General features: G+C 66.6%; 25 protein-coding genes and 1 pseudogene. 20 read left to right on the top strand and 6 right to left on the bottom strand.

The window, feature by feature from the left end; genetic code table 11:
- The first annotated feature begins 2 nt into the window (after positions 1-2).
- Genes IB257_RS15555 through IB257_RS15540 form a run of 4 tightly spaced genes read left to right on the top strand, consistent with a single transcriptional unit; the run spans position 3 to position 4,256 of the window.
- Positions 3-1,784, top strand: coding sequence for a branched-chain amino acid ABC transporter ATP-binding protein/permease (locus tag IB257_RS15555; protein ID WP_192492519.1), 1,782 nt, complete (start codon positions 3-5; stop codon positions 1,782-1,784).
- Positions 1,777-2,481, top strand: coding sequence for an ABC transporter ATP-binding protein (locus tag IB257_RS15550; RefSeq protein WP_054457822.1), 705 nt, complete (start codon positions 1,777-1,779; stop codon positions 2,479-2,481). The genes IB257_RS15555 and IB257_RS15550 overlap by 8 nt, the downstream gene beginning before the upstream one ends.
- A 15-nt stretch (positions 2,482-2,496) precedes the next feature.
- A complete protein-coding gene (locus IB257_RS15545; protein ID WP_054457823.1) occupies positions 2,497-3,492 on the top strand; it encodes an NAD(P)H-quinone oxidoreductase in 996 nt (331 codons plus the stop codon).
- The gene (locus tag IB257_RS15540; protein ID WP_119450645.1) at positions 3,489-4,256 is read left to right on the top strand and encodes an SDR family NAD(P)-dependent oxidoreductase; all 768 of its coding nucleotides are present in this window, start codon (positions 3,489-3,491) and stop codon (positions 4,254-4,256) included. The genes IB257_RS15545 and IB257_RS15540 overlap by 4 nt, the downstream gene beginning before the upstream one ends.
- A gap of 38 nt (positions 4,257-4,294) precedes the next feature.
- On the opposite strand, the gene IB257_RS15535 is transcribed toward IB257_RS15540, so the two are convergent.
- The 3 genes and pseudogenes from IB257_RS15535 to IB257_RS15525 all read right to left on the bottom strand — a co-directional run bounded on the left by IB257_RS15535 (position 4,295) and on the right by IB257_RS15525 (position 6,951).
- Entirely contained in the window at positions 4,295-4,954 is a 660-nt protein-coding gene (locus tag IB257_RS15535; RefSeq protein WP_192492518.1) for a thiopurine S-methyltransferase, read from the bottom strand.
- 83 nt (positions 4,955-5,037) lie between these two features.
- Positions 5,038-5,775: pseudogene (locus IB257_RS15530) on the bottom strand (YoaK family protein); the annotation flags it as partial.
- 129 nt (positions 5,776-5,904) lie between these two features.
- Complete coding sequence (locus IB257_RS15525; protein WP_054457827.1) at positions 5,905-6,951, bottom strand: aldo/keto reductase; 1,047 nt, start codon at positions 6,949-6,951, stop codon at positions 5,905-5,907.
- 319 nt (positions 6,952-7,270) lie between these two features.
- Here IB257_RS15525 and IB257_RS15520 point away from each other — a divergent pair, with 319 nt between their 5' ends.
- The 9 genes from IB257_RS15520 (at position 7,271) to IB257_RS15480 (ending at position 15,108) form a co-directional block, all read left to right on the top strand.
- Positions 7,271-8,233, top strand: coding sequence for an AraC family transcriptional regulator (locus IB257_RS15520; protein ID WP_054457828.1), 963 nt, complete (start codon positions 7,271-7,273; stop codon positions 8,231-8,233).
- A gap of 117 nt (positions 8,234-8,350) precedes the next feature.
- A complete protein-coding gene (locus IB257_RS15515) occupies positions 8,351-9,652 on the top strand; it encodes an alanine racemase (protein WP_192492517.1) in 1,302 nt (433 codons plus the stop codon).
- 3 nt (positions 9,653-9,655) lie between these two features.
- The gene (locus tag IB257_RS15510; protein WP_175181996.1) at positions 9,656-10,324 is read left to right on the top strand and encodes an amino acid ABC transporter permease; all 669 of its coding nucleotides are present in this window, start codon (positions 9,656-9,658) and stop codon (positions 10,322-10,324) included.
- 11 nt (positions 10,325-10,335) lie between these two features.
- Positions 10,336-10,986: an amino acid ABC transporter permease gene (locus tag IB257_RS15505; RefSeq protein ID WP_054457830.1), complete on the top strand. Its 651-nt coding sequence runs from the start codon at positions 10,336-10,338 to the stop codon at positions 10,984-10,986.
- Positions 10,973-11,713 (top strand): amino acid ABC transporter ATP-binding protein, encoded by a 741-nt coding sequence (locus tag IB257_RS15500; RefSeq protein WP_054457831.1) that lies wholly within the window; start codon positions 10,973-10,975, stop codon positions 11,711-11,713. Before IB257_RS15505 ends, IB257_RS15500 begins: the two co-directional genes overlap by 14 nt.
- A 24-nt stretch (positions 11,714-11,737) precedes the next feature.
- A complete protein-coding gene (locus IB257_RS15495; protein ID WP_059379547.1) occupies positions 11,738-12,523 on the top strand; it encodes a transporter substrate-binding domain-containing protein in 786 nt (261 codons plus the stop codon).
- A gap of 22 nt (positions 12,524-12,545) precedes the next feature.
- Positions 12,546-12,893, top strand: a complete 348-nt coding sequence (locus tag IB257_RS15490; RefSeq protein ID WP_054457833.1) for a RidA family protein — start codon at positions 12,546-12,548, stop codon at positions 12,891-12,893.
- 66 nt (positions 12,894-12,959) lie between these two features.
- Complete coding sequence (locus IB257_RS15485; protein WP_192492516.1) at positions 12,960-13,994, top strand: succinylglutamate desuccinylase/aspartoacylase family protein; 1,035 nt, start codon at positions 12,960-12,962, stop codon at positions 13,992-13,994.
- 25 nt (positions 13,995-14,019) lie between these two features.
- Positions 14,020-15,108, top strand: a complete 1,089-nt coding sequence (locus IB257_RS15480; protein WP_054457835.1) for a LacI family DNA-binding transcriptional regulator — start codon at positions 14,020-14,022, stop codon at positions 15,106-15,108.
- A 30-nt stretch (positions 15,109-15,138) separates the two neighbouring features.
- Here the strand turns inward: IB257_RS15480 and IB257_RS15475 are convergent, their stop codons facing one another.
- Positions 15,139-15,957 carry a 2-keto-4-pentenoate hydratase gene (locus IB257_RS15475; RefSeq protein WP_119450638.1) on the bottom strand — a complete coding sequence of 273 codons (819 nt, stop codon included), beginning with the start codon at positions 15,955-15,957 and terminating at the stop codon, positions 15,139-15,141.
- A gap of 107 nt (positions 15,958-16,064) precedes the next feature.
- Here IB257_RS15475 and IB257_RS15470 point away from each other — a divergent pair, with 107 nt between their 5' ends.
- The 3 genes from IB257_RS15470 (at position 16,065) to ycaC (ending at position 18,487) form a co-directional block, all read left to right on the top strand.
- Positions 16,065-17,012 (top strand): LysR substrate-binding domain-containing protein, encoded by a 948-nt coding sequence (locus IB257_RS15470; protein WP_054457837.1) that lies wholly within the window; start codon positions 16,065-16,067, stop codon positions 17,010-17,012.
- A gap of 115 nt (positions 17,013-17,127) precedes the next feature.
- Complete coding sequence (locus IB257_RS15465; RefSeq protein ID WP_192492515.1) at positions 17,128-17,805, top strand: hydrolase; 678 nt, start codon at positions 17,128-17,130, stop codon at positions 17,803-17,805.
- A gap of 55 nt (positions 17,806-17,860) precedes the next feature.
- On the top strand, positions 17,861-18,487 hold the full coding sequence (gene ycaC / locus IB257_RS15460) for an isochorismate family cysteine hydrolase YcaC (RefSeq protein WP_054457839.1): 627 nt from the start codon (positions 17,861-17,863) through the stop codon (positions 18,485-18,487).
- A 79-nt stretch (positions 18,488-18,566) separates the two neighbouring features.
- On the opposite strand, the gene IB257_RS15455 is transcribed toward ycaC, so the two are convergent.
- Entirely contained in the window at positions 18,567-19,715 is a 1,149-nt protein-coding gene (locus tag IB257_RS15455) for a sterol desaturase family protein (protein WP_054457840.1), read from the bottom strand.
- 256 nt (positions 19,716-19,971) lie between these two features.
- Here IB257_RS15455 and IB257_RS15450 point away from each other — a divergent pair, with 256 nt between their 5' ends.
- Entirely contained in the window at positions 19,972-20,196 is a 225-nt protein-coding gene (locus IB257_RS15450) for a YdcH family protein (protein ID WP_013395499.1), read from the top strand.
- Between the two features lie 98 nt (positions 20,197-20,294).
- On the opposite strand, the gene IB257_RS15445 is transcribed toward IB257_RS15450, so the two are convergent.
- Positions 20,295-21,218 (bottom strand): LysR family transcriptional regulator, encoded by a 924-nt coding sequence (locus IB257_RS15445; RefSeq protein WP_192492514.1) that lies wholly within the window; start codon positions 21,216-21,218, stop codon positions 20,295-20,297.
- Positions 21,219-21,466: 248 nt separating this feature from the next.
- Here IB257_RS15445 and IB257_RS15440 point away from each other — a divergent pair, with 248 nt between their 5' ends.
- From IB257_RS15440 to IB257_RS15430, 3 genes are read left to right on the top strand one after another with little or no spacing between them, the layout of a single operon-like run.
- Positions 21,467-22,441: an ABC transporter permease gene (locus tag IB257_RS15440; RefSeq protein ID WP_175181993.1), complete on the top strand. Its 975-nt coding sequence runs from the start codon at positions 21,467-21,469 to the stop codon at positions 22,439-22,441.
- Between the two features lie 11 nt (positions 22,442-22,452).
- Positions 22,453-23,337, top strand: coding sequence for an ABC transporter permease (locus tag IB257_RS15435; protein ID WP_223283369.1), 885 nt, complete (start codon positions 22,453-22,455; stop codon positions 23,335-23,337).
- Positions 23,338-23,345: 8 nt separating this feature from the next.
- A complete protein-coding gene (locus tag IB257_RS15430) occupies positions 23,346-24,329 on the top strand; it encodes an ABC transporter ATP-binding protein (RefSeq protein WP_175181991.1) in 984 nt (327 codons plus the stop codon).
- Positions 24,330-24,339: the final 10 nt, after the last annotated feature.

Genomic DNA, 24,339 nt, shown 5'->3' with positions numbered 1-24,339 from the left:
ATGTGTTTCCCGATATCCGACACCCCAAGACCTACGTCAGCCTCATCCTGCTGATTGCGATGTTCCTTGTGCCTGTGATCATGGGCACGCCCTTCTGGACCAACCTGTTCGTCCTGCTGTTCGTGTTCTCGGCCCTGTCCGTGGCCTGGAACATCGTCGGCGGCTACGCCGGCCAGCTATCGCTGGGCCACGCCGTGTTCTACGGCATCGGCGGCTATACCGCCACGCTGCTGACGCAGAACTTCGGCATTTCGCCGTGGTTCGGCATGCTGGCGGGCGCGGCGATCTCGGGCGCGGTCGCCATCCTCATCAGCTACCCCACGCTGCGGCTGCGCGGCCCGTTCTTCGCGCTGGCCACCATCGCGATCCTGGAAGTGGTGCGCCTCCTGGTGATCCACGAAGAAAGCTGGACGGGCGGCTCCAGCGGCATCAGCCTGCCGCTGAACATAGGCTGGACCTGGATCGTGTTCCGCGAGAAGGTCAATTACGTGATCATCGCCTTCGGCCTGTTCCTGCTGGTGACCTGGGCCTCCTGGTACATCCGCAAGTCGCGCATCGGCCATTACCTGATCGCAATCCGCGAACGCGAGGACGCGGCGCTGGCGGTCGGCATCCATACCGTGCGCATGAAGATCATCGCCGCGGTCGTGTCCGCCATGCTGACCAGCATCATCGGCACCTTCCACATCACCTACCTGACCTTCGTGGACCCGAGTTCGGCGTTTTCGCTGGAGCTGTCGATCCAGGTGGCCATGTTCGCGCTGATTGGCGGGCTGGGTACGGTGGCCGGCCCCATCGCCGGCACCTTCCTGGTGCTGCCCATCGCCGAACTGGCGCGCGGCTGGCTCAGCAGCGTGGGCAACGGCATGCACGGGCTGATCTACGGCCTGATCCTGGTAGCGGTGGTGCTGACCATTCCGCGCGGCCTGGCCGGCGCCTTCGGCCCGGCCATCGAGCGCTGGCTATCGCGCCTGCCCTATCTGGGCGCGCCCCGCGCCAAGCTCAAGCTGGCCGATGAACTGCGCCTGCACGGCGCCGAACGCACGGACCAGCCGGTGCTCAAGGCCGACAAGCTATTCAAAAGCTTCGGCGGCCTGCGCGCCACCAACGACGTGTCGCTGACGCTGAACCAGAACGAGATCCTGGGCATGATAGGCCCCAACGGCGCGGGCAAGACCACGGTTTTCAACCTGCTGTCGGGCTTCCTGTCGCCGGACAAGGGCGGCATCACCATGCTGGACGCGCAAGGCAACTGGGTCACCTGCAAGACGCCCGACGAATTCGCGCACCAGGGGCTGGGCCGCACCTTCCAGATCGCCAAGCCGTTCACCGGCCTGACCGTGCTGGAGAACATCATGCTGGGCGCCTTCATCCGCACGTCGAACCGTGACGAAGCCGAGCAGATCGCGCTGAAGGTCGCCGAGCAGACCGACCTGGTGAAGTACCTGGACATCGAGGCGCGCAACCTGACCGTGGGCGGCATGAAGCGCCTGGAGGTCGCCCGCGCGCTGGCGATCAAGCCGCGCATCCTGCTGCTGGACGAGGTGATGGCGGGACTGAACCCGACCGACATCGAGAAGTCGATCCAGATGATCCGCCGCATCCGAGATTCCGGCGTATCGGTGCTGCTGATCGAGCACATGATGCAGGCCACCATGGCGCTGTCCGACCGCATCATCGTGCTGAACGAAGGCGCGGTGCTGGTCAGCGGCGCGCCCAAGGACGTGGTGGAGAACCCCGCCGTCATCGAGGCCTATTTGGGCAAGGAGTACCAGGATGCTTAAGGTTTCGAATCTGTCCTCGGGCTACGGCAAGAGCCAGGTCCTGAACGGCCTGAACTTCGAGGTCCATGCGGGCGAGATCGTCACGCTGATCGGCGCCAATGGCGCCGGCAAGACCACCACCTTGAAGACGCTGTGCGGCGTCATCGCCGCCATGGAGGGCAAAGTCGAGTTCGAAGGCCAGGACTTGACCAACCGCAAGCCCTACGACATCGTCGACGCGGGCATCACCATGATTCCCGAAGGCCGCCAGCTGTTCCCGCATTTCACGGTGCGCGACAATCTGCTGATGGGTTCTTACAAGCGCGCCGCCCGCCCCATCGTGCAACGCAAGCTGGACGAGGTGCTGGGTATCTTCCCGCGGGTGCAGGAACGCCTGAACCAATACGCCGGCTCGCTTTCCGGCGGCGAACAGCAGATGGTGGCGATCGCGCGCGGCATGATGGCCGATCCCAAGCTGCTGGTGTTCGACGAGCCCTCGCTGGGCCTGTCGCCGCTGCTGGTGCAGCAGATGTTCGACATCATCCGCGGCGTCACCGCGCACGGCGTGACCGTGCTGCTGGTGGAGCAGAACGTGTTCCGCACGCTGCGGCTGGCGGACCGCGGCTACGTGCTGGAGAACGGCGCCATCGTACGCACCGGCACTGGCGCGGAGCTGCTGAGCGACCCGCATGTGAAGAAGGCCTACCTGGGCCATTGATACCAAGGATTCCTTATGTCTTTACGCTGCACATACATCGACCACGGCCAGGGCGGCGCGCCCGACTGCATGCGCCTGGCCGAACGCGACATGGAGGCCCCCGCCGGCCGCCAGGTGCTGATCGAGGTCGCCTACGCCGGGGTCAACCGCCCCGACGTGCTGCAACGCTCCGGCTCCTATCCGCCGCCTCCGGGCGCCTCGCCCCACCTGGGGCTGGAGGTTTCCGGCACCGTCGTCGCCACCGGGCCCGACGCCAGCCTCTGGAAAGTCGGCGACCAGGTCTGCGCGCTGACGCCGGGCGGCGGCTACGCCCAATACTGCCTGGCGGACGAACGCCATTGCCTGCCCGTGCCGCGCGGCCTGGACCTGTTGACGGCCGCCGCCATCCCCGAGAACTACTACACCGTCTGGACCAATGTGTTCGACCGCGCCCGTCTGGCCGCCGGCGAACGCTTCCTGGTGCACGGCGGTTCCAGCGGCATCGGCCTGACCGCGATCCAGCTGGCGCGCGCCTTCGGCGCCGAAGTCTGGACCACGGTAGGCAACCAGGAGAAGGCCGACGCCTGCCTGGCCGCCGGCGCGCACCATGCCGTGCTGTACCGCGAGGCCGACTTCGAGGCGGCGGTGCGCCAGGGCAGCGGCGGCGCGGGCGTGGACGTGATACTGGACATGGTGGGCGGCGCCTACATCAACAAGAACCTGCGGCTGCTGGCGCTCAATGGCCGGCTGGTGCAGATCGCTTTCCTGGAGGGCAGCAAGGCCGAGATCGACGCCATGCCCATCATGCTCAAGCGCCTGCAATTCACCGGCTCCACCCTGCGCCCCCGCTCCGACGAGGACAAGGGAGCGATCACCCGCGCGCTGGCGGAAAAAGTGTTGCCGCTGATGGAACAGGGGCAATGCCTGCCGCGCATCCACAAGGTGTTTCCGCTGGCGGAAGCGGCCCAGGCGCATGCGCTGATGGAAAGCAGCAAGCACATCGGCAAGATCATGCTGAAGGTGGCCGCATGAGCGGGCGCTTCAAGGACCAGGTGGCCATCGTGACGGGCGCGGTCGGCGGCATAGGCTCGGCCATCGTCGAAGGCTTCCTGGCGGAAGGCGGCCGCGTGGGTCTCATCGATTTCAATGCGCAGGGCGGGCAGGCTTACGAAAAGGAACTGCGCAAGCGCGGCCATGAAGCCTGCTTCGTGCACGCGGACGTCGCGCGCTTCGAGGAGTGCCAGGCAGCCTACGAACGCATCAGCGCAGAGCAGGGTCCGGCCACCATCCTGGTCAACAACGTCGGCATTTCACCGAAGACCGATGGACGCGCGCTGAAGGTCTGGGAGATGCCGCCCAGGGAATGGGAGAACGTGGTCGCCGTCAACCTGAACAGCGTGTTCTACATGACGCACCTGGCCACGCCGCACATGGTGCGCGAGCGCCAGGGCCGCGTGATCAACATGTCTTCCGTGGCCGGCCGCGCCTATTGCGACATCGTGGCGGCGCATTACGCGGCCACCAAAGCCGGACTGATCGGTCTGACGCGCCATTGGGCCGCCGAACTGGGCGAGCACCAGGTCACCGTCAACGCCCTGGCGCCTGGACGCATCAGCACGCCCTTGCTGAAAACCGTGCCCAAGGAAATCAATGACGCGGTTGCGCAGGTAACCGCGCTGCGCCGCCTGGGTACGCCGGAAGAAGTAGCGGATGCCTGCCTGTTCTTCGCGTCGGATCAAGCCCGCTTCGTCACCGGCCAGGTGCTGGACGTGGCCGGCGGCTGGCTGATGACCTGAGAGCATGGCGCCCGCCTGTGCTCAGGCGGGCGCCGTCTTCATTCCTGCGCGCCCAGGTGATAGACCACGGTGTCCAGCCGGCTGACGCCGGCCGCCAGGAACTTCGGTTCCTTTTCCAGGATGTCGCGGCGGTCGATGATCCTGGCGGGCGACACGCCCGCAAAAATGTTCTGCACTTCGCTGTCCACGACAGAGAACGGCGGCCCCGCCATTTCTTCCTGCGGGTAGTCCAGCGTGATCAGCAGTCCCTGATAGGCGGGCGACAGATTGCCGTAGACGTGGCGCACGTAGTCTGCGCGCATGGTGTCCGGCAACGCCACCAGCGCGGCGCGGTCATAGGCGCCCAAGCAATGCGACAGCAGTTGCGCATCCAGTTTGAAGATGTCGCCGCAGATGATTTCGATGCTGCCCGCCACGTAGTGCTTGCCATAGACGGACACGTGCGTGAGCGGCTTGAGTTCGTTTTCTTCGAAGAACTGCTCGACCGCAAGCTCGGACAGCTCGACGCCCAGCACGGAATGCCCCTGCGCCGCGATCCACACCATGTCCAGCGACTTGCCGCAAAGCGGCACCAGCACCCGGCCGTCCTTGGGCACGCCCAGCGTCGGCCAATACTTCTGCAATAGCGGCGTGACCCGCGATTGATGAAAATGCGTGCGCCCTTCGCGCCAACGCTCCAGCCAGAATTCCGCGTCCATGCCTGGTCTGCCTCCTGTGTATCGGTGCAGGGCATTGTAGTTCGGCGGCGGGCGCACAGGCCCTACATGCGCGGCAGCAGACTGCGGATGTCGTCCACGATGGGTACGGCGGCCAGCACCATGAGCACCAGCGCCAGCGGCACCGTCGAGCCGAACCCGAAGTTGAAGAAGGAATATGCCCCCGTCACGCCGCCGACGAAGAACAGCGACACCAGCACGGTGAGCACGACAAGCTTGCTGCGGTCCGCGCGCACCGGCTGCATGGAGGCCGGATCGCCCTGGGCCACGTTCCAGTAAAACAGCTTGCCCAGTTCTATGCCGATATCGGTCACCATGCCCGTCACATGCGTGGTGCGGATCTCGGAGCGCGACAGCTTGGTGATCATGGCGTTCTGCAGACCCATGATGTAGCAAAGCAGCATGACCGTGCCCGGCACGTAGAACCAGCGCAGCGTTTCCAGGTTGGCGCCCAGCAAGCCGAAGCCCAGCAACAGCACGGCTTCGTACAGCAGCGGCATCGCGTATTCGCTGGTCAGGTGCGAGCGGCGCCCAAAGTTGATCAGGAAGGCCGAGCTGGCGGCGCCGGCCAGAAAGGACAGCAGCGCCGCCAGGCCCTGCAGCACCACGATCACCCCGCCCAGCGCCAGATGATCGGCCATCATGGAGACGATGCCGGACATGTGCGAGGTGTATTGCTGCACGGCCAGGAAGCCGCCGGCGTTGACCGCGCCGGCGGTGAAGGTCAGGATGTAAGCCAGGTGCCTGTTGGCCTGGGGGCTGCGGCTGACGGCCGTCAGACGGCGTAGATACGGAATGGCCACGCGTGTCCCTTGAAGACAAGAATCCATACACAGCAATGTGCATGACATTCTAGTCGCCGCGGCACGGCGCGAGGCCTGGCACGCCCGCCGGCAGCCACGCCGGCGGCGGCCCCGCCTGTCCCCGGCGTTTTACGCCCCGCCGGATTCGCTCAGCTGCTTGCGCCGGTATTCGCCCTGGCGCACATGCATCCAGCCCGGATACTCCGGCGGCAAGGCGCTGACCTGGTCCAGCTCGGCCAGTTCGTCCGCCGTCAGGCGTATCGCCGTGGCCGCCAGGTTGTCGTCCAGCTGGTCGACGCGCTTGGCGCCGATGATGACGCTGGTCACGGCCTGCTGGTGCAACAGCCAGGCCAGGGCCACCTGCGCCACCGATACGCCGCGCGCGCCGGCGACGCGCCGCAGGACGTCGATGCTGTCGTAGGCGCGTTCCTGGTCCACCGGCGGGAAGTCGAAGGCGGCGCGGCGGCTGCCGGCTTCGGCCTGCCCGTCGCGGCTGTACTTGCCGCTCAGCAGGCCGCCTGCCAGCGGGCTCCACACCATCAGCCCCACGCCTTCGCTTTGCAACATGGGCAGGATCTCGCGCTCCAGGTCGCGGCCGGCGATCGTGTAATAGGCCTGCAGCGACTCGAAGCGCGCCAGCCCCAGGCGTTCGGCAATGCCCAGCGCCTTCATGATCTGCCAGGCGGCCCAGTTGGACACGCCAACGTAGCGCACGTGGCCATGCTGCACCAGATTGTCCAGCGCCCTGACCGTTTCTTCCACCGGCGTGGCGGGATCGAAGCCGTGGATCTGGTAGAGGTCGATATGGTCCAGCTGCAGGCGCGACAGGCTTTTCTTGACGCCGTCGATGATGTGCGAACGCGAGTTGCCGCGCGCATTGACGCCGGCGCCCGTCGGTCCGAACACCTTGGTCGCGATCACGACGTCCTCGCGGGCCACCTTCAGGTCGCGCAGCGCCTGCCCGGTGATGACCTCCGAGCGGCCCTCGGAATACACGTCGGCCGTGTCGATGAAATTGACGCCGGCATCCAAGGCACGGCCCACCAGCCGATTGGCCTCTTCCTGCTGCAGGCTGCCGATGTTGCTCCAAAACTCGCCGCCGCCGCCGAAGGTCATGGTGCCCAGGCAGAGTTCCGACACGAACAGGCCGGTGCTTCCGAATTTCTTGTACCGCATGGTTGCGCTCCTTCAAGGGCTGGGCGGGAGCCGGCGCTCCGGGATGGAATGGCCGCGGCCCGCCTGCCGGGATGAAGGAAAGTATGCGTCCAGGGGCCGGCGCGGACGCTGCTTGATCCTGCCCTTTTTTTGCCCAATCCTGCAGCGCTGGCCAGTCTGTGGCGCCTGGCCGCTCATTCCTCCGAATTTTCTGCCCATTTCTCCATGAAAAGCGCCGCAGCCTGGATGCAGGCAAGCTTAGGCATAAACTGAAAGCCACCCAATCCTCCGACTTTCTGCCGCCAACGCCCATCCGGCACGGCGCGCCACGGGAGCCCCCATGACCATCACATCCGCACTTGCCGCCAGAGTCGCCGTCCCGCCCCTGGACGTCGCCTATGAGCCGGCGCGGCGCGAACTGCTCTGCACGCTGGAACGCATGACCGGCGACCTGGAGGGTTCGCTGGACACGCCCATCGAGGGCCTGTTCCTGCACCGCATTTCGCAGCCCACCGGCGCCAAGCCCGGACTGCAGAAGGCCGCGCTGGGCGTCATCGCCCAGGGTTCCAAGCGCTTGCTCATCGGCGACGATGCCTACGAGTACGACCCCTTCCATTACCTGATTTCCTCGGTGGATCTGCCGGTCGTGGCCAAGGTGTCCGTCGCCAGTCCGACGCTGCCCTATCTGGGCTTGCGGCTGGAGCTGAACGTGGAGGAGATCACCTCGCTGATCAGCGACGAAAGCCTGCCGCCGCAGCCGCCAGCCGAGGCCGCGCGCGCGCTTTGCGTCAATCCGCTGGGCGGCGCGCTGCTGGACGCGGTGCTGCGCCTGTTGCGCCTGCTGGACACGCCACGCGACATTCCCATCCTGGCGCCCCTGGTCAAGCGCGAGCTGCTGTACCGCCTGCTGATGAACGGCCAGGGCGCGGTGCTGCGCCAATCGGTGCTGCAGGACAGCCAGCTCAACCGCGTGGCCAAGGCCATCCGCATCCTGCGCGACAACTATGCCCAGCCCCTGCGCGTGGAAGAAATCGCGCGCGACGTGCACATGAGCGTGTCTTCGCTGCACCATCATTTCAAGCAGGCCACCGCCATGAGCCCGCTGCAATACCAGAAGCACCTGCGCCTGCAGGAAGCGCGGCGCCTGATGCTGACCGATGACGCGGGCGTGGCGCTGGCGGCGCATTCCGTGGGCTACGAAAGCTCGTCGCAGTTCAGCCGCGAATACAGCCGCCTGTTCGGTTCGCCGCCCTTGCGCGACAAGCAGCGCTGGAAGGACGAAACCGCGTCGGCGCCGGCCTGAGCCGCCGGTCGGGCATCCCTAGGGGATTGCCCTAATCCTAATTTGACAACGTTACCATTAGACTGCCGCCATCAAATGACAACGTTGTCATAACCCTGATCTTTCTTCGGCGGCCACATGAATCCCTTCCTGGAAACCCTGCTCGATACTCCACTGGACGATACCTACCGGGGCATTCCTCCGGGCGAGCCCGCCGTCCCGCTGCGCGGCGTGGCGGCCCGGGGCTGGCAGCCCAGGAGCGGCAACATGGCCCTGCCCGTCCTGACGCTGGATGAGGCCGCCTTCGCCCATAACGTCGAGCAGATCTTCCAGTACGCCCGCAGCCACGGCGCGGCGCTGGCGCCGCATGCCAAGACGCCGATGTCGCCGCAGATCGTGCAGCGCCTGCTCGATGCCGGCGCCTGGGGCGCCACCGTCGCCAACCTGCAGCAGGCCGCCGTGCTGCTGCGCGCAGGCGTAACCCGCCTGATGCTGGGCAATGAGATCGGCGGCGCGGCCAGCGGCGCCCGCCTGGGCAAGCTGCTTGCCGGCTACCCCCATGCGCACCTGCTGGCATTCGCGGACTCCGCCGACACCGTGCGTTCGCTGGCCGCCGCGGCCGCTGAAGCCGGCCGGCCCGTGGAGGTGCTGGTGGAAGTCGGCGGCGGCCGCGCGGGCGCGCGCGACGATGCCGCGGTCGCAGCCATCCTGGCCGCGATCCGTGAGCAGGGCGACAAGCTCGCGCTGGCGGGCGTGGCCACCTACGAAGGCGCCGTCTCCAGCTCGGACGCGGCGCTCACCGCCAGCAATATCGCCGCGCTGATGGAGCGCGCCGCCCGCGCGTTCAAGGAAGTGCGCGCGCTGGCGCCGCACGCGCCTCTGGTGTTCACCGCGGGCGGCTCGGCCTTCTTCGACCATGTCACTCAGGCGGCCAAGGGCTGGCTGTCCGAGGACGGCAATGCCCAGCTGGTGCTGCGCAGCGGCGCCATCTTCTTCCATGACCATGGCACCTATCAGCGCGCGCTGCAGGCCATGGACGCCCGCGCGGGCTTCCTGGTCGACGGCCAGGCGCGCAACGCCGCCACCGACTTCCGGCCGGCCCTGCGCCTGTGGGGCGAAGTCCTGTCGCGACCGGAACCGGGCCTGGCGATCTGCGGTTTCGGCATGCGCGACGTGTCCTACGACCAGGACCTGCCCGCGCCGCTGGCCGCCTTCCGCGGCGGCGCGGCCCTGCCCGGCTGGGACACGCAAGCCCGCGTCACGCGGCTCAACGACCAGCACGCCTTCCTGGCCATCGCGCCGGACAGCGAACTGGCGCCGGGCGACGTGATCGAGTTCGGCATTTCGCATCCCTGCACCTGTCTGGACCGCTGGCGCGTTTTCTTCGGCCTGGACGCCGACGGCCTCGTGCAGTCGGCCTACCGCACGTTCTTCGGATAAGCCATGCAACAGCTGAACTTCCAACAGATCTGGCGCTACCGCGAACAGCTCTGGGACGGCATCCAGGTCACGCTGGAGCTGACCGTCATCGCCGTGATCGCCGGGCTGGCCATCGGCCTGGCCGGCGCCCTGCTGACGCGCCATGGCCCCAAGCCGGTCAAGCTGGCGTTGCGCGCCTATGTCGAGGTGTTCCGCAACACGCCGTCGCTGATCCAGCTGTTCGTCGTGTTCTTCATCCTGCCGGGTCTGGGCCTGCGCATGCCCCCCTTCGTAGCCGCGGCGCTGGCGCTCAGCCTGTATTTCGGGGCCTACGCCATCGAGATCCTGCGCGCCGGCCTGGATTCCATTCCGCGCAGCCAGATCGAGGCCGGCCATTGCCTGGGCCTGAGCACCTGGCAGGTGTACCGCCACATCGTGCTGGCGCCCGCCCTGCGCAACGTCTACCCCGCGCTGGGCACGCAGCTGGTCATCCTGCTGCTGGGCACCTCGCTGGCCTCGCAGGTATCGGCCGAGGATCTGTTCCATGCCGGCAGCTTCATCGAAAGCCGCACCTACCGCAGCTTTGAAGTCTATGCGGTGATCTGCGGCATCTATTTCACGCTGGTGCTGATCACCAAGGCGCTGCTGGCCCTGGCCGGCAGCCTGGCCTTCACCTGGCCCGTGCGCCGCTAGGAGTCGCGAGCATGCGTACATTTACCCTGAGTGATTTCGCCTCCCTGCTCAGCGCGCTGCAATGGACCGTGGCCCTGGTGTTGATTGCGCTGGCCATCGGCGCGCCGCTGGGCCTGGGGCTGGCGCTGCTGCGCGGCCACCGTTCGGCGCCGCTGCGCTGGCTGGCCGCGGCCATGCAGCAACTGGTCCAGGGCGTGCCGCTCCTGGGCCTGCTGATGTTCTTCTACTTCGGCATGCCGGTGTTCCTGGGCATCGAAGTGCCCGCGCTGACCGCCGTCAGCGTCGCCTTCATCATCTACACGGCGGCCTTCCTGGGCCAGATCTGGTACGGCGGCATCCAGGCCGTGAAGCACGAGCAATGGGAAGCGGCCGCCTGCCTGGGTCTGTCCAAGTGGCACCAGTTCCGCCATGTGATCGCGCCGCAGGCGTTCCGCCTGTCGCTGCCGCCCACCGTGGGCTTCCTGGTGCAGCTCGTCAAGGGCACCTCGCTGGCTTCGGTGGTGGGCTTTGTCGAACTGGCGCGCGCCGGGCAGATCGCCAGCGCCGCCACCTTCCAGCCCCTGCTGGTCTATTCCTGCGTCGCGTTGCTGTACTTCGCGGCGTGCCTGCCCCTGACGATGTGGGCCCGTAACCTGGAGGGCCGCTTCCATGGCGCTCGTTGAAGTCTCCAACATCCACAAACGCTTCGGCGCCAACGCGGTGCTCAACGGCGTCTCGCTCGAAGTCAATGAAGGCGAGATCGTCACCATCATCGGCCGCTCCGGCTCGGGCAAATCCACCCTGCTGCGCTGCCTGAACGCGCTGGAAACGGTGGACGACGGCGACATCCGCATCGGCGGCGAACGGATCCACGCCGGCATGCCCGGCCTGCGCCAGTTCCGCCAGCGCGTGGGCATCGTGTTCCAGCAGTTCAACCTGTTTCCGCACCTGAACGTGGAGCGCAACATCACGCTGGCGCCCACGCTCAACGGCAAGATCGCCAAGTCGCAAGGCCGCGCGCTGGCGCTGGACGTGCTGCGCCGCGTCGGCCTGGCCGAAAAGATCGACGCCTATCCGGCCCTGCTGTCGGGCGGCCAGCAGCAGCGCGTGGCGATCGCGCGCTGCCTGGCCATGGCGCCGCAACTGATGCTGTTCGACGAAGTCACCTCGGCGCTGGACCCCGAGCTGGTGGGTGAAGTGCTGAAGGTCATGGAAGACATGGCGCGCCAGGGCATGACCATGGTGCTGGTGACGCATGAAATGGCCTTCGCCCGCAACGTCGCGTCCAAGGTCGTGTTCATGCACCAGGGCCGCGTCTGGGAACAAGGCCCGCCCGCCGAACTCTTCGCCAATCCCCAAACCCCCGAGCTGCGCCAGTTCATCGGCACCGCCGCGCCTTCCACCCACTGAATCATCCGCCACTGGAGTCATTGCATGAAACTGTTCGCCAAGCTGGCCGCCGCCGCGGCCGTCTGTCTCTCCCTGGCCGCGCCCGCCTCGGCTGCCGACAAACTGCAGGACGTACTGGGCGCGGGCAAGCTGCGCGTGGGCGTGCTGATGGACGCCGCGCCCTGGGGCTTCAAGGACGCCAAGGGCGAGGCCGCCGGCCTGGACATCGACCTGGCCAAGCTCATGGCCGCCGACATGGGCGTGAAGCTGGAGCTGGTGCAGGTCACCGGCGCCAGCCGCATTCCCAGCCTGCTGGCCGGCAAGGTCGACGTGCTGATCGCGGCCGCCGGCGCCACGCCGGAACGCGCCCAGCAGGTCATGTTCTCGCAGCCCTACGCCGCGGTGAACCTGGGCGTCTACGGTGGCGCCAGCATGCCGCAAGCCAAGACCGTGGACGAACTGAAGGGCCACAGCATCGCGGTCGCCAAGGGTTCCACGCTGGACATCTGGCTCACCGACAACGCGCCGGGCGCCAAGCTGGTGCGCTTCGAGGACACGCCTTCGGCCGTGGCCGCCTACCTGGCCGGGCAGTCGGAATCGTTCGCCGAGAACAGCGCCATCGCGCTCAAGGTGGCCGAGGACAACGCCGCGAAGGCGCCCGAACTCAAGTTCCTGATCCGCCAATCGCCCGCGCATGCCGCCGTGCAGCAGGGCCAGCAGAACCTGCTGAACTGGATCAACACCTTCCTCTTCACCAACCGCCTGAACGGCAAGCTGCCGGCCCTGCAGCAAAAATGGTTCAAGGAAGCCCAGACCCTGCCGCAGATGTAATCGGCCCCAACAAAGGACTCGCATGATCAAACGCTACAAATCCGGCTCGCGCATGAGCCAGGCCGTCTCGTACAACGGCTTCGTGTTCATCGCCGGCCAGGTGGCCGACAACCGCCAGGGCTCGCTCGAATCGCAGACCCGCGAAGTGCTGGCCAAGATCGAAGCGCTGCTGGCCGAAGCCGGCAGCGACAAATCGCGCCTGCTGGCCGTGGACGTGTTCCTGCCCGCCATCGGCGACTTCGACGCCATGAACCGCGTCTACGACGCCTGGGTCGACCCCGCCAATCCGCCGGCCCGCGCCTGCGTCGAAGCCCGCCTGGCCGACCCCGACCTGCGGGTCGAAATGACCGCGGTCGCCGCGCTGCGCTAAGCGCGCTTTGCTGCAGCCTTCCGATCCCTCTTCGCGCCGCCTCGCGCGGCGCTGTTGTATCTCCCCATGCATACCGGCCTGTTTCACGACATAGATTTCGATGCCGACGGCAAGGCGCTCAGTTTCCTGGGCACCCCCTACTCGGTAGACCGTTCGCCCTACTACCAGATCAAGACGCCCATCTGCCGCATCCGCAACGGCAGCGGCCCGCGCGTGCTGCTCATGGCGGGCAACCATGGCGACGAGTACGAAGGCGAAGTCGCCCTGGGCCGGCTGATCCGCCGCCTGGATCCCTCCCGCATGCGCGGCGAAGTCACCATCCTGCCGCTGGCCAACCTGCCAGCGGTGATGGCGGCGCGGCGGCGCTCTCCGCTGGACAACGGCAACCTCAATCGCGCCTTTCCCGGCGAACCCGGCGGCACCCCGACCGAACGCCTGGCGCACTTCCTCGAACACGAACTGTTCCCGCGCCACGAGGTGGTGTTCGACATCCATTCCGGCGGCACCTCGATGGCGCACCTGCCCACCGCCCTGATCGAGCGCCAGGACTCGCCCGAGCGCATGGCGCGCGCGCTGGACCTGATGGGTTCGCTGGGCATGGGCCACGCCTTCGTCGCCGCCAATGGCCGCGATGCGCCCACCTCCATGGCGGCGGCCGCGCGCGCTGGCGCGATCGGCATCAGCGGCGAGTTCGGCGGCGGCGGCACGCTGACGCCGGCCACGCTGGCCGCGACCCAGCGCGCCATCGACAACCTGCTGCAAAAGCTGGGCGTGACCGATGCGCCCGTGCTCGGCCCGCACCAGCCCGGCGCGCCCGCCATGCAGTTGCTGGAGCTGGACAGCCACGAACAGAACATCTTCGCCACCCGGCGCGGCTGGTTCGAGCCGGCGGTGGACATCGGCGCCAGCGTGCGCGCGGGCGACGTCGCGGGCTACTACCATGACCTCAACCAGCTGGACGCGGAAGAGGAAGTCCTGCGTTTCCGGGTATCGGGTATCGTCATTTCGCGGCGGCTGCATACCGACTGCGAATCCGGCGATAGCCTGATCCAGGTTGCGCGTCCCGTCGGCCAGGCTGATATCCTGACGCCTACCGCCTGATCCCGGAACAATCAAAAGAAATCGCATGACCCACCGGCCCGCGCCTCCTTCCGCCCCCACCTACGACGACGTGCTGCGCGTGCGTCCCGAGGGCGCCGCCGCGCCCGCCCGCGCGGCCGCCCCCGCCAAGCCGCCGCGCATCGAGGAAGTGGCCAGGCTGGCGGGCGTATCGCCCATCACGGTGTCGCGGGCCTTGCGCCAGCCCGAGAAAGTGGCCCAGGAAAAGCGCGACCGTATCCTGCAGGTAGTGGCGCAGACCGGCTATGCCTCGAATCCGCACGCGCGCGCCCTGCGTTCCGGGCAGTCCAGCGTGGTGGCGGCGTTCGTCTCCAACATCCTCAGCCAGCAGTTCGCGCTGGCCGTGCAGGGCTGCGCCGAAGTGCTGGAGCCGCAGGGCTACCAGTTGATGGTCGGACAGACCTCGTATTCCTACGCCAAGGAAACCAGCATGATCGCGTCGCTGCGCGCCTTGCGGCCCGCGGCGGTGCTGTTCACCGGCGTCATCGAGCTCGAGGAAAACCGCCAGTCGCTGCGCGAACTGGGCATCCCCATCATGGAGACCTGGGCCTATCCGCGCGACCCGATCGACATGCTGGTGGGCTTTTCCAACTATGACGGCGGCGTCATGGCAGCGCGCCATCTGGCCGAACGCGGCTACCGCCGCGTCGCCTTCGTGGCGCGCCAGGGCGGCCGCGGCGAACTGCGGCGCCAGGGCTTCAATGCCGCCGCTGCCGGACTTGGCCTGCAGGTGGTGGCCGAACTGGCCGTGGACAATGCGCAAACCATCGCCGATGGCCGCGCCGCCCTGGGCCGCCTGCTCGCCATGGGCCAGGCCTTTGACGCCGTGTTCTGCGCCAACGACCTGCTGGCGGTGGGCGCGCTGTTCGAGGCGCGCGACCGCAAACTCGCAATTCCCCGCGACATCGCCATCCTGGGTTTCGGCGATACCGACATCGCCCGCGAAATCGAGCCCGGCCTGAGCACCATCGGCGTGGACAGCCGCAAGCTGGGCGCCCGCGCCGGGGAACTGCTGCTGCAGCGCCTGAATGGCGGCGCGCCCGCCGCGCGCCAGGAAGTGTTTCCGCTGACCTTGAACCAGCGCGCCAGCGCCTAGCGTCCCTGCGCGCCGGCAACCGGCGCGGGCTCACTCGTCGAACACGATGCGCAGGCCCGGCAAGCCGATGCCGTCCAGCGTGGTGCTCCATGTTTCGCCCGCGTGCACCGGATATGCCTTGGTCAGCGTTCCGGTCGTGACCAGTTCGCCCGCCTGGATCGCCTCGTCGGCCGGACGCTCCCCGAGCACCTCCAGCAGATGGGCCAGCGCCGCCAGCGGACTGCCCAGCACGTTGGCGCCCGCACCGGTTTCACGGCGGATGCCGTTGCAGGACAGCTCCACCCGGAAGTCCGCCAGCCGTTCGATCAAGCCCGGGCCGAGCTCGGCCGGCTCCATCAGCGGCCCGATGTAAAGCGCGCCGTGCAAGGCGTTGTCCGCCACGGTATCGGCGGCCTGGAACTGCCAGGCGGGATAGTGCGACTGCACCAATTCGAACCCATGGGCGATCCAATCCACGCATTCCAATATGGCGGCCAGTTCCCGCGTGCGCGGCGGCGCGCAATGGAAATGCAGCACGATCTCGGGTTCGATGCGCGGCTCGACATAGCGGCCCAGGCGGCAATGGACTTCGCCGGTGTCGTCATAAACCGCGCTGTGTTCATAAACGCGTCCCCACACGGGGAAATCCACGCCCAGCGCCGCCCACATCGCGGCATTGGTGAAGCCTATCTTGCGGCCGACCAGCAGCGCGCCTTCCGCCAGCCGCGCCTGATGGATCCGCGCAGCCACGTCATAGGCGGCATCCAGGTCGAAGCGCGGACGCCGGGCCGTGACCGGCGCGATGTAAGAGGCATGGTCCTGCGCCGCCTTGATTTCACGGGCGAGCGCCGCCGGGTCGGAAGCTGGCATGGTGGCTCCTGAGGGTACGCTCAAATGTAAAAGAAAACCTGCCCGCACAGTGCCGCAGCCGTTATATGCTCCCCTAGACGTCCTATTTTCAGAACAGCGGGGAAGCAATGCATGACTTGAATGACCTCTATTACTTCGTCCAGGTCGTCAAGAACGGCGGATTCGCACCCGCGGGACGGGCGCTGGGCATACCAAAATCCCGCCTGAGCCGGCGCATTGCGCTGCTGGAAGACCGGCTCGGCGTGCGGCTCATCCAGCGTTCCACTCGCAGCTTCGCCGTGACCGAATTGGGGCAGGAATATTACGAGCAATGCCTGTCGATGCTGGCGGGCGCGGAAGCCGCCCAGGAAGTCATCGACCGCACCCGCGCCGAACCGCAAGGCACCATACGCATGAGCGCGCCGCCCGCGCTGATCTACTACTTCCTGGGCGACCTGGTGGCCCGCTTCATGGTCCGCTGCCCCAAGGTCCACGTCTACCTGAAGAGCTTCAGCCGCCCCGTGGACGTGCTGCGCGAGGGCTTCGACATCGCCGTGCGCGTGCGCTTCGGTCCCATCGAGAGCAGCGACCTCATCATGAAACCGCTGGGCATGAGCTGCCAGTGCCTGGTGGCCAGCCCGGCGCTGGCGCGCAGCATCAAGCTGCCTGCGGATCCGCACGCCCTGAGCGAGCTGCCCACGCTGGCCCTGGGTACGGAACAGCGCGAATCCCATTGGCGGCTGGACGGGCCGGACGGCGCGCGCATCGTCGTGCCGTTCACGCCTCGCCTGGTGACGGACGACATGCTGGCGCTGAAGCAGGCCGCCTTGCGCGGCGTGGGCGTGGTCTCCCTGCCCCTGCTGATGATCCGCGAGGAACTGGACGCGGGCACCCTGGTGGACGTAGGCGCCCCCTGGCAGCCGGAAGCCGGCAGCGTGCACGCCATCTTTCCGTCGCGCCGCGGCCTGCTGCCCGGCGTGCGCGAGCTGCTGGACTTCCTCAGTTCGGAGTACCAGGAAGTGGCCAAGCGCGAACACGACACGCAGGTGCGCCACAAGGTGCCCACCCTGAAGTAGCTTCGGGGCCGCCCGCAGCGTCCGACGAATGGGACGCAGAAACCCATTTCTCCCGCCTACCCAGCGGCCAGCGTTGCTCCTAGCATGGTTAGCCCCACGTCAACAGGAGCACACCATGAGCGTCCCCGCCAACTTCAATGGCCAGCGCCCCGTCATCGATCCCAACGATGCCGTCATGCTGCTGATCGATCACCAGAGCGGCCTGTTCCAGACGGTTGCCGACATGCCGATGACCGAGCTGCGCTCGCTGGCCGGCGCGCTGGCCTCGATGGCCACCCTGGCGAGGCTGCCCGTCATCACCACCGCTTCCGTGCCGCAGGGCCCCAATGGCCCGCTGATTCCTGAAATCCATGAAAACGCCCCGCACGCGAAATATGTCGCGCGCAAAGGCGAAATCAATGCCTGGGACAACCCTGAATTCGTTGCCGCGGTCAAGGCAACCGGCCGCAAGACCCTGATCATTGCCGGCACCATCACCAGCGTCTGCATGGCGTTCCCCGCCATCAGCGCGGTGGCCGAGGGCTACAAGGTCTTCGTGGTGGTCGACGCCTCGGGCACCTACAGCAAGATGGCCCAGGAAATCACGCTGGCGCGCGTGGTGCAGGCCGGCGTCGTGCCCATGGACACGGGCGCCGTCGCGGCGGAACTGCAAAAGACCTGGCACCGCGAAGACGCGGCCAAGTGGGCCGAGGTCTATACCAAGATCTTCCCGCCCTATCAGTTGCTGATCGAAAGCTACAACCGGGCCCAGGAAGTCATCAAGAAGGGCGAACAGCTCGACTCGCAGCGTTGAGTCCGCCCGGTTTCCCGCGCGCCGCAGGGCGCGCAATTCCCTCATGGAGTACGCAATGACCAAGCCCTATGTGAAACTCGACAAGACCCAGGCCGCGGTGCTGCTGGTCGACCACCAGGTGGGCCTGCTGTCCCTGGTCCGGGACTTCCAGCCCGACCAGTTCAAGAACAACGTCCTGGCGCTGGCCGACCTGGCCGAATACTTCAAGCTGCCCACCATCCTGACCACCAGCTTCGAAGACGGCCCCAACGGCCCGCTGGTCCAGGAGCTGAAAGACAAATTCCCCAAGGCGCCCTACATCGCCCGCCCGGGCAACATCAATGCATGGGACAACGAAGACTTCGTCAAGGCCGTCAAGGCCACCGGCAAGAAGCAGTTGATCATCGCCGGCGTCGTCACCGAGGTCTGCGTGGCCTTCCCGGCGCTGTCGGCCCTGGAGGAAGGCTTTGACGTGTTCGTCGTGACCGACGCGTCCGGCACCTTCAACGAAGTGACCCGCAATGCCGCCTGGAGCCGCATGGAACAGGCCGGCGCACAGCTGATGAGCTGGTTCGGCGTGGCCTGCGAACTGCACCGCGACTGGCGCAACGACATCGAAGGCCTGGGGACGCTGTTCTCCAACCACATCCCCGACTACCGCAACCTGATGGCGGCCTACTCCACCGTCAAGGGCAGCAGGTAAGGTCCCCGCCGGCCGCGCCCGGGCGCATGGCCGGCTGGCTCGGACTTCCACGGCGGCGCGCATCGGGCGCGCCGCCGTTTCATTTCTTGCGGGCGAAAGGGTACGCCTGCTGCGCCAGGAACGTGCCTGGCATGTCGTTATCTAGGATCCCGTAGTTCTCGGGCAGGCGCTTGCTCACGCCGCGCACCGCCGTGCCGAACGCGTAATCGATGAACGAGAAGTGGGCGGCGTAGTTGCGGTCGATGGCCTCGGTATCCGAGGAATGGTGCCAATGGTGGAAGTCCGGCGTCACAATGATGTAGCGCAGCCAGCCCCACGGCAGCCTCACGTTGGAATGGATCAGCACCGCCTGGAAGCCGACGATGATGATGTAGGCGTCCAGCACCGGCTTGGAAAAGCCCAGCGCGAACAGCACGCCCAGCACCGCGACCCGCGTGATCAGCAATTCGACGATGTGCAGGCGCGAACCGGCCAGCCAGTCCAGGGTACGGGTACTGTGGTGCACCGCGTGGATGCGCCACAGGAACGGCACCTCGTGATAGGCGCGGTGCGCCGCGTACTGCACCAGATCCGCCACCAGCACGGCCAGGAACAGCTCTGCCAGGTAAGGCAGCGACACGATGGCCTGCTGCAGCGGTTCGTAGGCCGCCCAGGAAAACAGCCGGTGCACGAAGAAGTTGATGCACAGCAGCACCGCCCCCACCGACAGGTGGTTGAACAGGAAGTGCTTCATGTCCACCTGCCATTCGCCGCGGAACACCGGCTGGCCCGGATACAGCGGGAACAGCTTCTCGAAAATGATGAAAACCGTGCTGGATGCCAGCAGGTCCAGGATGAACCAATCCAGCCCCAGATAGGGATGGTTGCCCGTATTGGACGTGGTCACCACCACGTTGCTGCCCCCCGCCGCCACTGCGCCGCACACCAGCACGAAGGCCGCGATGTTCAGCCAGCGCTGGCGGCCCAGCACGGTATTGGCCAGCGCGATGCTGCCCGAAATCAGCAGCGCGGTGAACAGCAGGGCCCGCATCGCGTCCACGTTGTAGAAGCTGCGCAGCTCCGGAGTGGTCAGGTAGGCGGGGAAGTGGAACGCCAGGACGCCCAGGACCGCCAGGATCGCCAGGAACAGCGCGATCACGCCGCTCATCATGCCCGTACCCGGATGGATCCTCCCGTCCTGCTTGAAAAGCTGTAAGACTTGGCGAAGGATGGACGCGCGCTGATTCATTTCAAATTTATGGCAGACCACGGGGAAGCGAGTTTATCGCCGGGGACGGATCTTCATGTAATAAAACGTGATCAGGCACGACAGAATGACGCCCCTGCCAGCGCCTTGAGCGACATCAATTCTCGGACGGACTGCAAGCACCCGGATGGTTGACAACGGCGCGGGGTTGGCGTGTCATGGAATCGAAAGCTTTATGGATCATCAGGTTCCCCGGTTTCCCGCAGTGCCCATCAACCGGTTCTTTAAAGAGGCCCCTATGTTCCCTGAATACCGCCACCTCATTACCCAACTGAAATCCGAAAACGCGCATTTCTCCGCGCTGTTCCAGCGTCACAATGACCTGGACCAGGAAATCAAGAACATGGAGGCCGGCATCCAGCCGGCGTCGGGCAACGAGGTTGAAGTGCTCAAAAAAGAAAAACTGCACCTGAAGGACAAGCTGTACGGCATCCTGCGCGCTGCCGACCAGGGCGGCAGCTGAAAGGCATCAACATCACGGGCGGCGCCTGCCCGCGCGGGCGCCCTTGATTTCCCCCTGACTCCCTGAGTACCCGCCATTTCCGGCGCAAGCCGTCCGCGTCAAGGATCGATAAGCGCGAAGGCGTCGCTGCCTGCGGCCTGCGACATCTCGTCGATGATGCGCCGCGACAGTTCCAGCACCAGCGGGCTGCGCGGCTCGCCCGCAATCGTGACCATGCCCAGGCTGTAGCCGATGCGCGGCGCAAACCGCTTGCAGATCACACCAGTCTCCTGGCACAGGCGCGCGAACAGGCCGTTGACCACGGACACGCCTATGCCCCGCGCCACCAGCCGGCAGGCCATTTCCACCGAATGCACTTCCGCCCGGATTTGCGGCACCATGCCGCCCTGCCGGAAGACGTGGTCGATCTGCTGGCGCAGCAGGCGCTGGCGTCCCAGCAGCACCATGTCCACTCCGATTAGATCAGCCGGCCCGACCTCAGGCAGGGCTTGCAGCGCATGCCCGGGCGGCACGATGCACACGGCGTCCGTGCTCAGGCGCGCGACCGTCTCCAACCCGGAATTCAAGGTGGGCGAACGGACCAGGGCCAGATCGGCCTCGCGGCCCAGCACTGCGGCCTCGCTGGTTTCGTAGGTACCCACCAGAACCTCGAGCGCCACCTCCGGATGGTCGTTCAGGAAGGACTCCGCCACGGCCGGCATCACCGTCTGGGCAACCGAACTAGGCAGCTGCACGCGCATCAGCGTGCGTCGCAGTCCGCCCAGCCGCAACTGGTTGACGTGCCGCTGCAGCGACTTGGCATCGAGGATCATGTTCTGCACGTCCGGCAGCAAGGCGTCAGCCTCGCTGCTGGGATGCAGGCGCCCCTTGCGTCGCAGGAACAACGGCAGCCCCAAATCGGACTCGAACTGGCTGAGCAGGCGGCTGACCGCCGGCTGGGACGTTCCCAGCCGCTGCGCGGCCTCTATGGTCGATCCGGTGGTCATGAAGGCCACGAAGGCCTCTAGCTGCTTGAAATTCATTGTTGTCGCGGGCGCGCCGGCGGCGACGCATTGCCCAATACCTAGGGTTAGCACCAAATTTGGCGAAATTCACATAGACGCATGCCGGCCCAGCATACGGTTGCCAAGGCTCCGCGTTGGCTAGAACATGCCGGCAACCGCGGATTCTGCCCATACACGAATCCGCAATCAATCCGTATTAGCGCCGAATCGCAAGGAGCCCCAATGCGCGCCGTAGCCCCACGCCCGTCCTGTCGCAGCGCCGCGCCATGACCGCGTTCATCATCCGCCGGCTTTGCCAGAGCGTCGTGATCCTCGCCCTCACCTCGCTCATCGTGTTCGCCGGCGTCTATGCCATCGGCGACCCCATCGAAATCCTGGTGCCGGCCGACGCCTCGCAGGCGGAAATCGCTCAGGCCGTGGCGTCGCTGGGCCTGGACCTGCCGCTCTATCAGCAGTACCTGAAATTCGTCGGCAACGCGCTGCATGGAGACCTGGGCACGTCCTTCGTCTACAACCAGCCCGCCATCCAGCTCATCCTGCAGCGGCTGCCGGCCACGCTGGAACTGGCTTTCGTCGCCCTGCTGCTGGCCCTGGCCATCGGCCTGCCGCTGGGCCTGGTCGCTGGCCTGAAGCCGGATTCGGCGCTGGACCGCGGCATCATGACCGGTTCCATCCTGGGCTTCTCCCTGCCCAATTTCTGGCAGGGCATCATGCTGGTGCTGATCTTCTCGGTGACGCTGGGCTGGCTGCCATCCACCGGGCGCGGCCCCACCGGCGAAGTGCTGGGCATCCAGACCAGCCTGGCGTCCTGGGACGGCATCCGCCACCTGATCCTGCCGGCGCTGAACCTGGCGCTCTTCAAGATCGCCCTCATCGTGCGCCTGACGCGCAGCGGCGTGCGCGAGACCATGCCGCTGGACTACGTGAAATTCGCGCGCGCCAAGGGCCTGCGCGAATCGCGCGTGATCTATATGCATGTGCTGAAGAACATCATGATCCCCATCGTAACGGTGGTCGGCATGGAGTTCGGCTCGATGATCGCGTTCGCCACGGTCACCGAAACCATCTTTGCGTGGCCCGGCGTGGGCAAGCTCATCATTGACAGCATCATGAAGCTGGACCGTCCCGTCGTGGTCGCCTATCTGCTTATCGTGGTGACCATGTTCATCCTGCTCAATCTGCTGGTGGACATCATCTACTCCGTCCTCGACCCCCGTGTCCGCGTGGGGGCCGCCGAATGAAAACCACCGCCATGAAACTCAACCGCGAAACGACGCTGGGCCAGGCCCTGTACGGCGTGCTCGACAGCCGCGCCGCCAGCATCGCAGCCGCGATCCTGGGCGTGCTGGTCCTGGCCGCGCTGTTCGCCAGCTGGATCGCGCCGCAGAATCCCTATGACCTCGCCGCCATCACCATCCTGGACGGCCGCCTGCCGCCCGGCAGCGTCGGCGTCTACGGCGACACCTACTGGCTGGGCACCGACGCGCAGGGGCGCGACATGCTGTCGGCCATGATGTATGGCCTGCGCACCAGCCTGGGCGTGGGCGTGCTCAGCGGCCTGTTCGCCATGGTGGTGGGCACCGTGCTGGGCCTGGCCGCCGCCTACTTCGGCGGCCGCGTGGACACCCTGATCATGCGGCTGGTCGACCTGATGCTAGGCTTTCCCACCATCCTGGTCGCGCTCATGATGCTGGCCATCCTGGGACAAGGGCTGGACAAGGTCATCTTCGCCCTGGTGGTGGTGCAGTGGGCCTACTTCGCGCGGGCGGTGCGCGCCACCGCCGTGGTCGAACGACGCAAGGAATACATGGAGGCCGCGCTCTGCCTGGGCCTGAGCCACCGGCGCGCGCTCTTCAGCCAATTGCTGCCCAACTGCGTGCCGCCCGTCATCGTGATCGCGATGATCCAGACGGCCAACGCCATCGCGGCGGAGGCCACGCTCAGCTTCCTTGGCATCGGCCTGCCCGTCACCGAGCCCTCGCTGGGTCTGCTGATCGCCAACGGCTACCAGCAGATGCTGGCCGGCCTGTACTGGATCAGCGTCTATCCGGGCGTCCTGCTGCTGACGGTGGTCTTCACCATGAACATCGTGGGCGATCGCATCCGCGAAGCGCTCAACCCCCGCCTGCAGAAATAGGAAGCCCCATGAATCCGGCAATTCCCACGCTTTCCGTCAGGAACCTGCGCACCTGGTTCCACACCCGAGCGGGTGTGGTGCGCGCAGTCGACGACGTGAGCTTCGACGTCCACCCGGGCGAGATCCTGGGCCTGGTCGGCGAGTCCGGTTCGGGCAAGTCCATCACGGGCTTCTCCGTGCTGGGCCTCATCGACCCGCCCGGACGCATCGACGGCGGCCAGATCCTGTTCAAGGGTCGTGACCTGGCCACGCTATCGGCCGAAGAGCTGCGCGAACTGCGCGGCAACCGCATCGCCATGGTGTTCCAGGATCCCATGATGACCCTGAACCCGGTGTTCCGTATCGAAACGCAGATGGTCGAAACGGTGCGGGCGCACGAGCGCTGCAGCCGACAGGCCGCCTGGGCCCGCGCCCGCGACACGCTGGCCGCGGTCGGCATCCCCTCACCGGAAGAGCGCCTGAAGGCCTACCCGCACCAGCTCTCGGGCGGCATGCGCCAGCGCGTGGCGATCGCCATCGCCATGCTGCACAAACCCGACCTCATCATCGCCGACGAGCCGACCACCGCGCTGGACGTGACCATCCAGGCGCAGATCCTGGCCGAGATGCAGAAGCTCTGCGCCGAAACCGGCACCGCCATGGTCTGGGTCAGCCACGACCTGGCCGTGGTCGCCGGCCTGGCCGACCGCGTCTGCGTGATGTATGCGGGCCGGGTGGTGGAGTCCGGCCCCACCGCGGACATCCTTGACCATCCGCGCCATCCCTACACCGTCGGCCTCATCGGCTCGGTGCCCAGCAACGACCAGGGCGGCGCGCGCCTCTACCAGATTCCCGGCATGGCGCCCTCTCCGCTCGCGCTGCCGCAGGGCTGTGCCTTCAGCCCGCGCTGCGCGCACGCCACGCTGCATTGCCGCGAAGAACAGCCGCACATCACGGCCGGGCAGGAACGCACGCTGCGCTGCTTTCATCCCCAGACAGGAGCCCTCTCTTGAACACGCCCAT

Origin of the sequence: Achromobacter sp. ACM03 (genome assembly GCF_014851665.1) — a bacterium.
GTDB lineage: Bacteria > Pseudomonadota > Gammaproteobacteria > Burkholderiales > Burkholderiaceae_B > Achromobacter > Achromobacter aegrifaciens.
The sequence above is the reverse complement of the archived record's forward strand: the minus strand, read 5'-3'. Positions and strand labels throughout refer to the sequence as shown.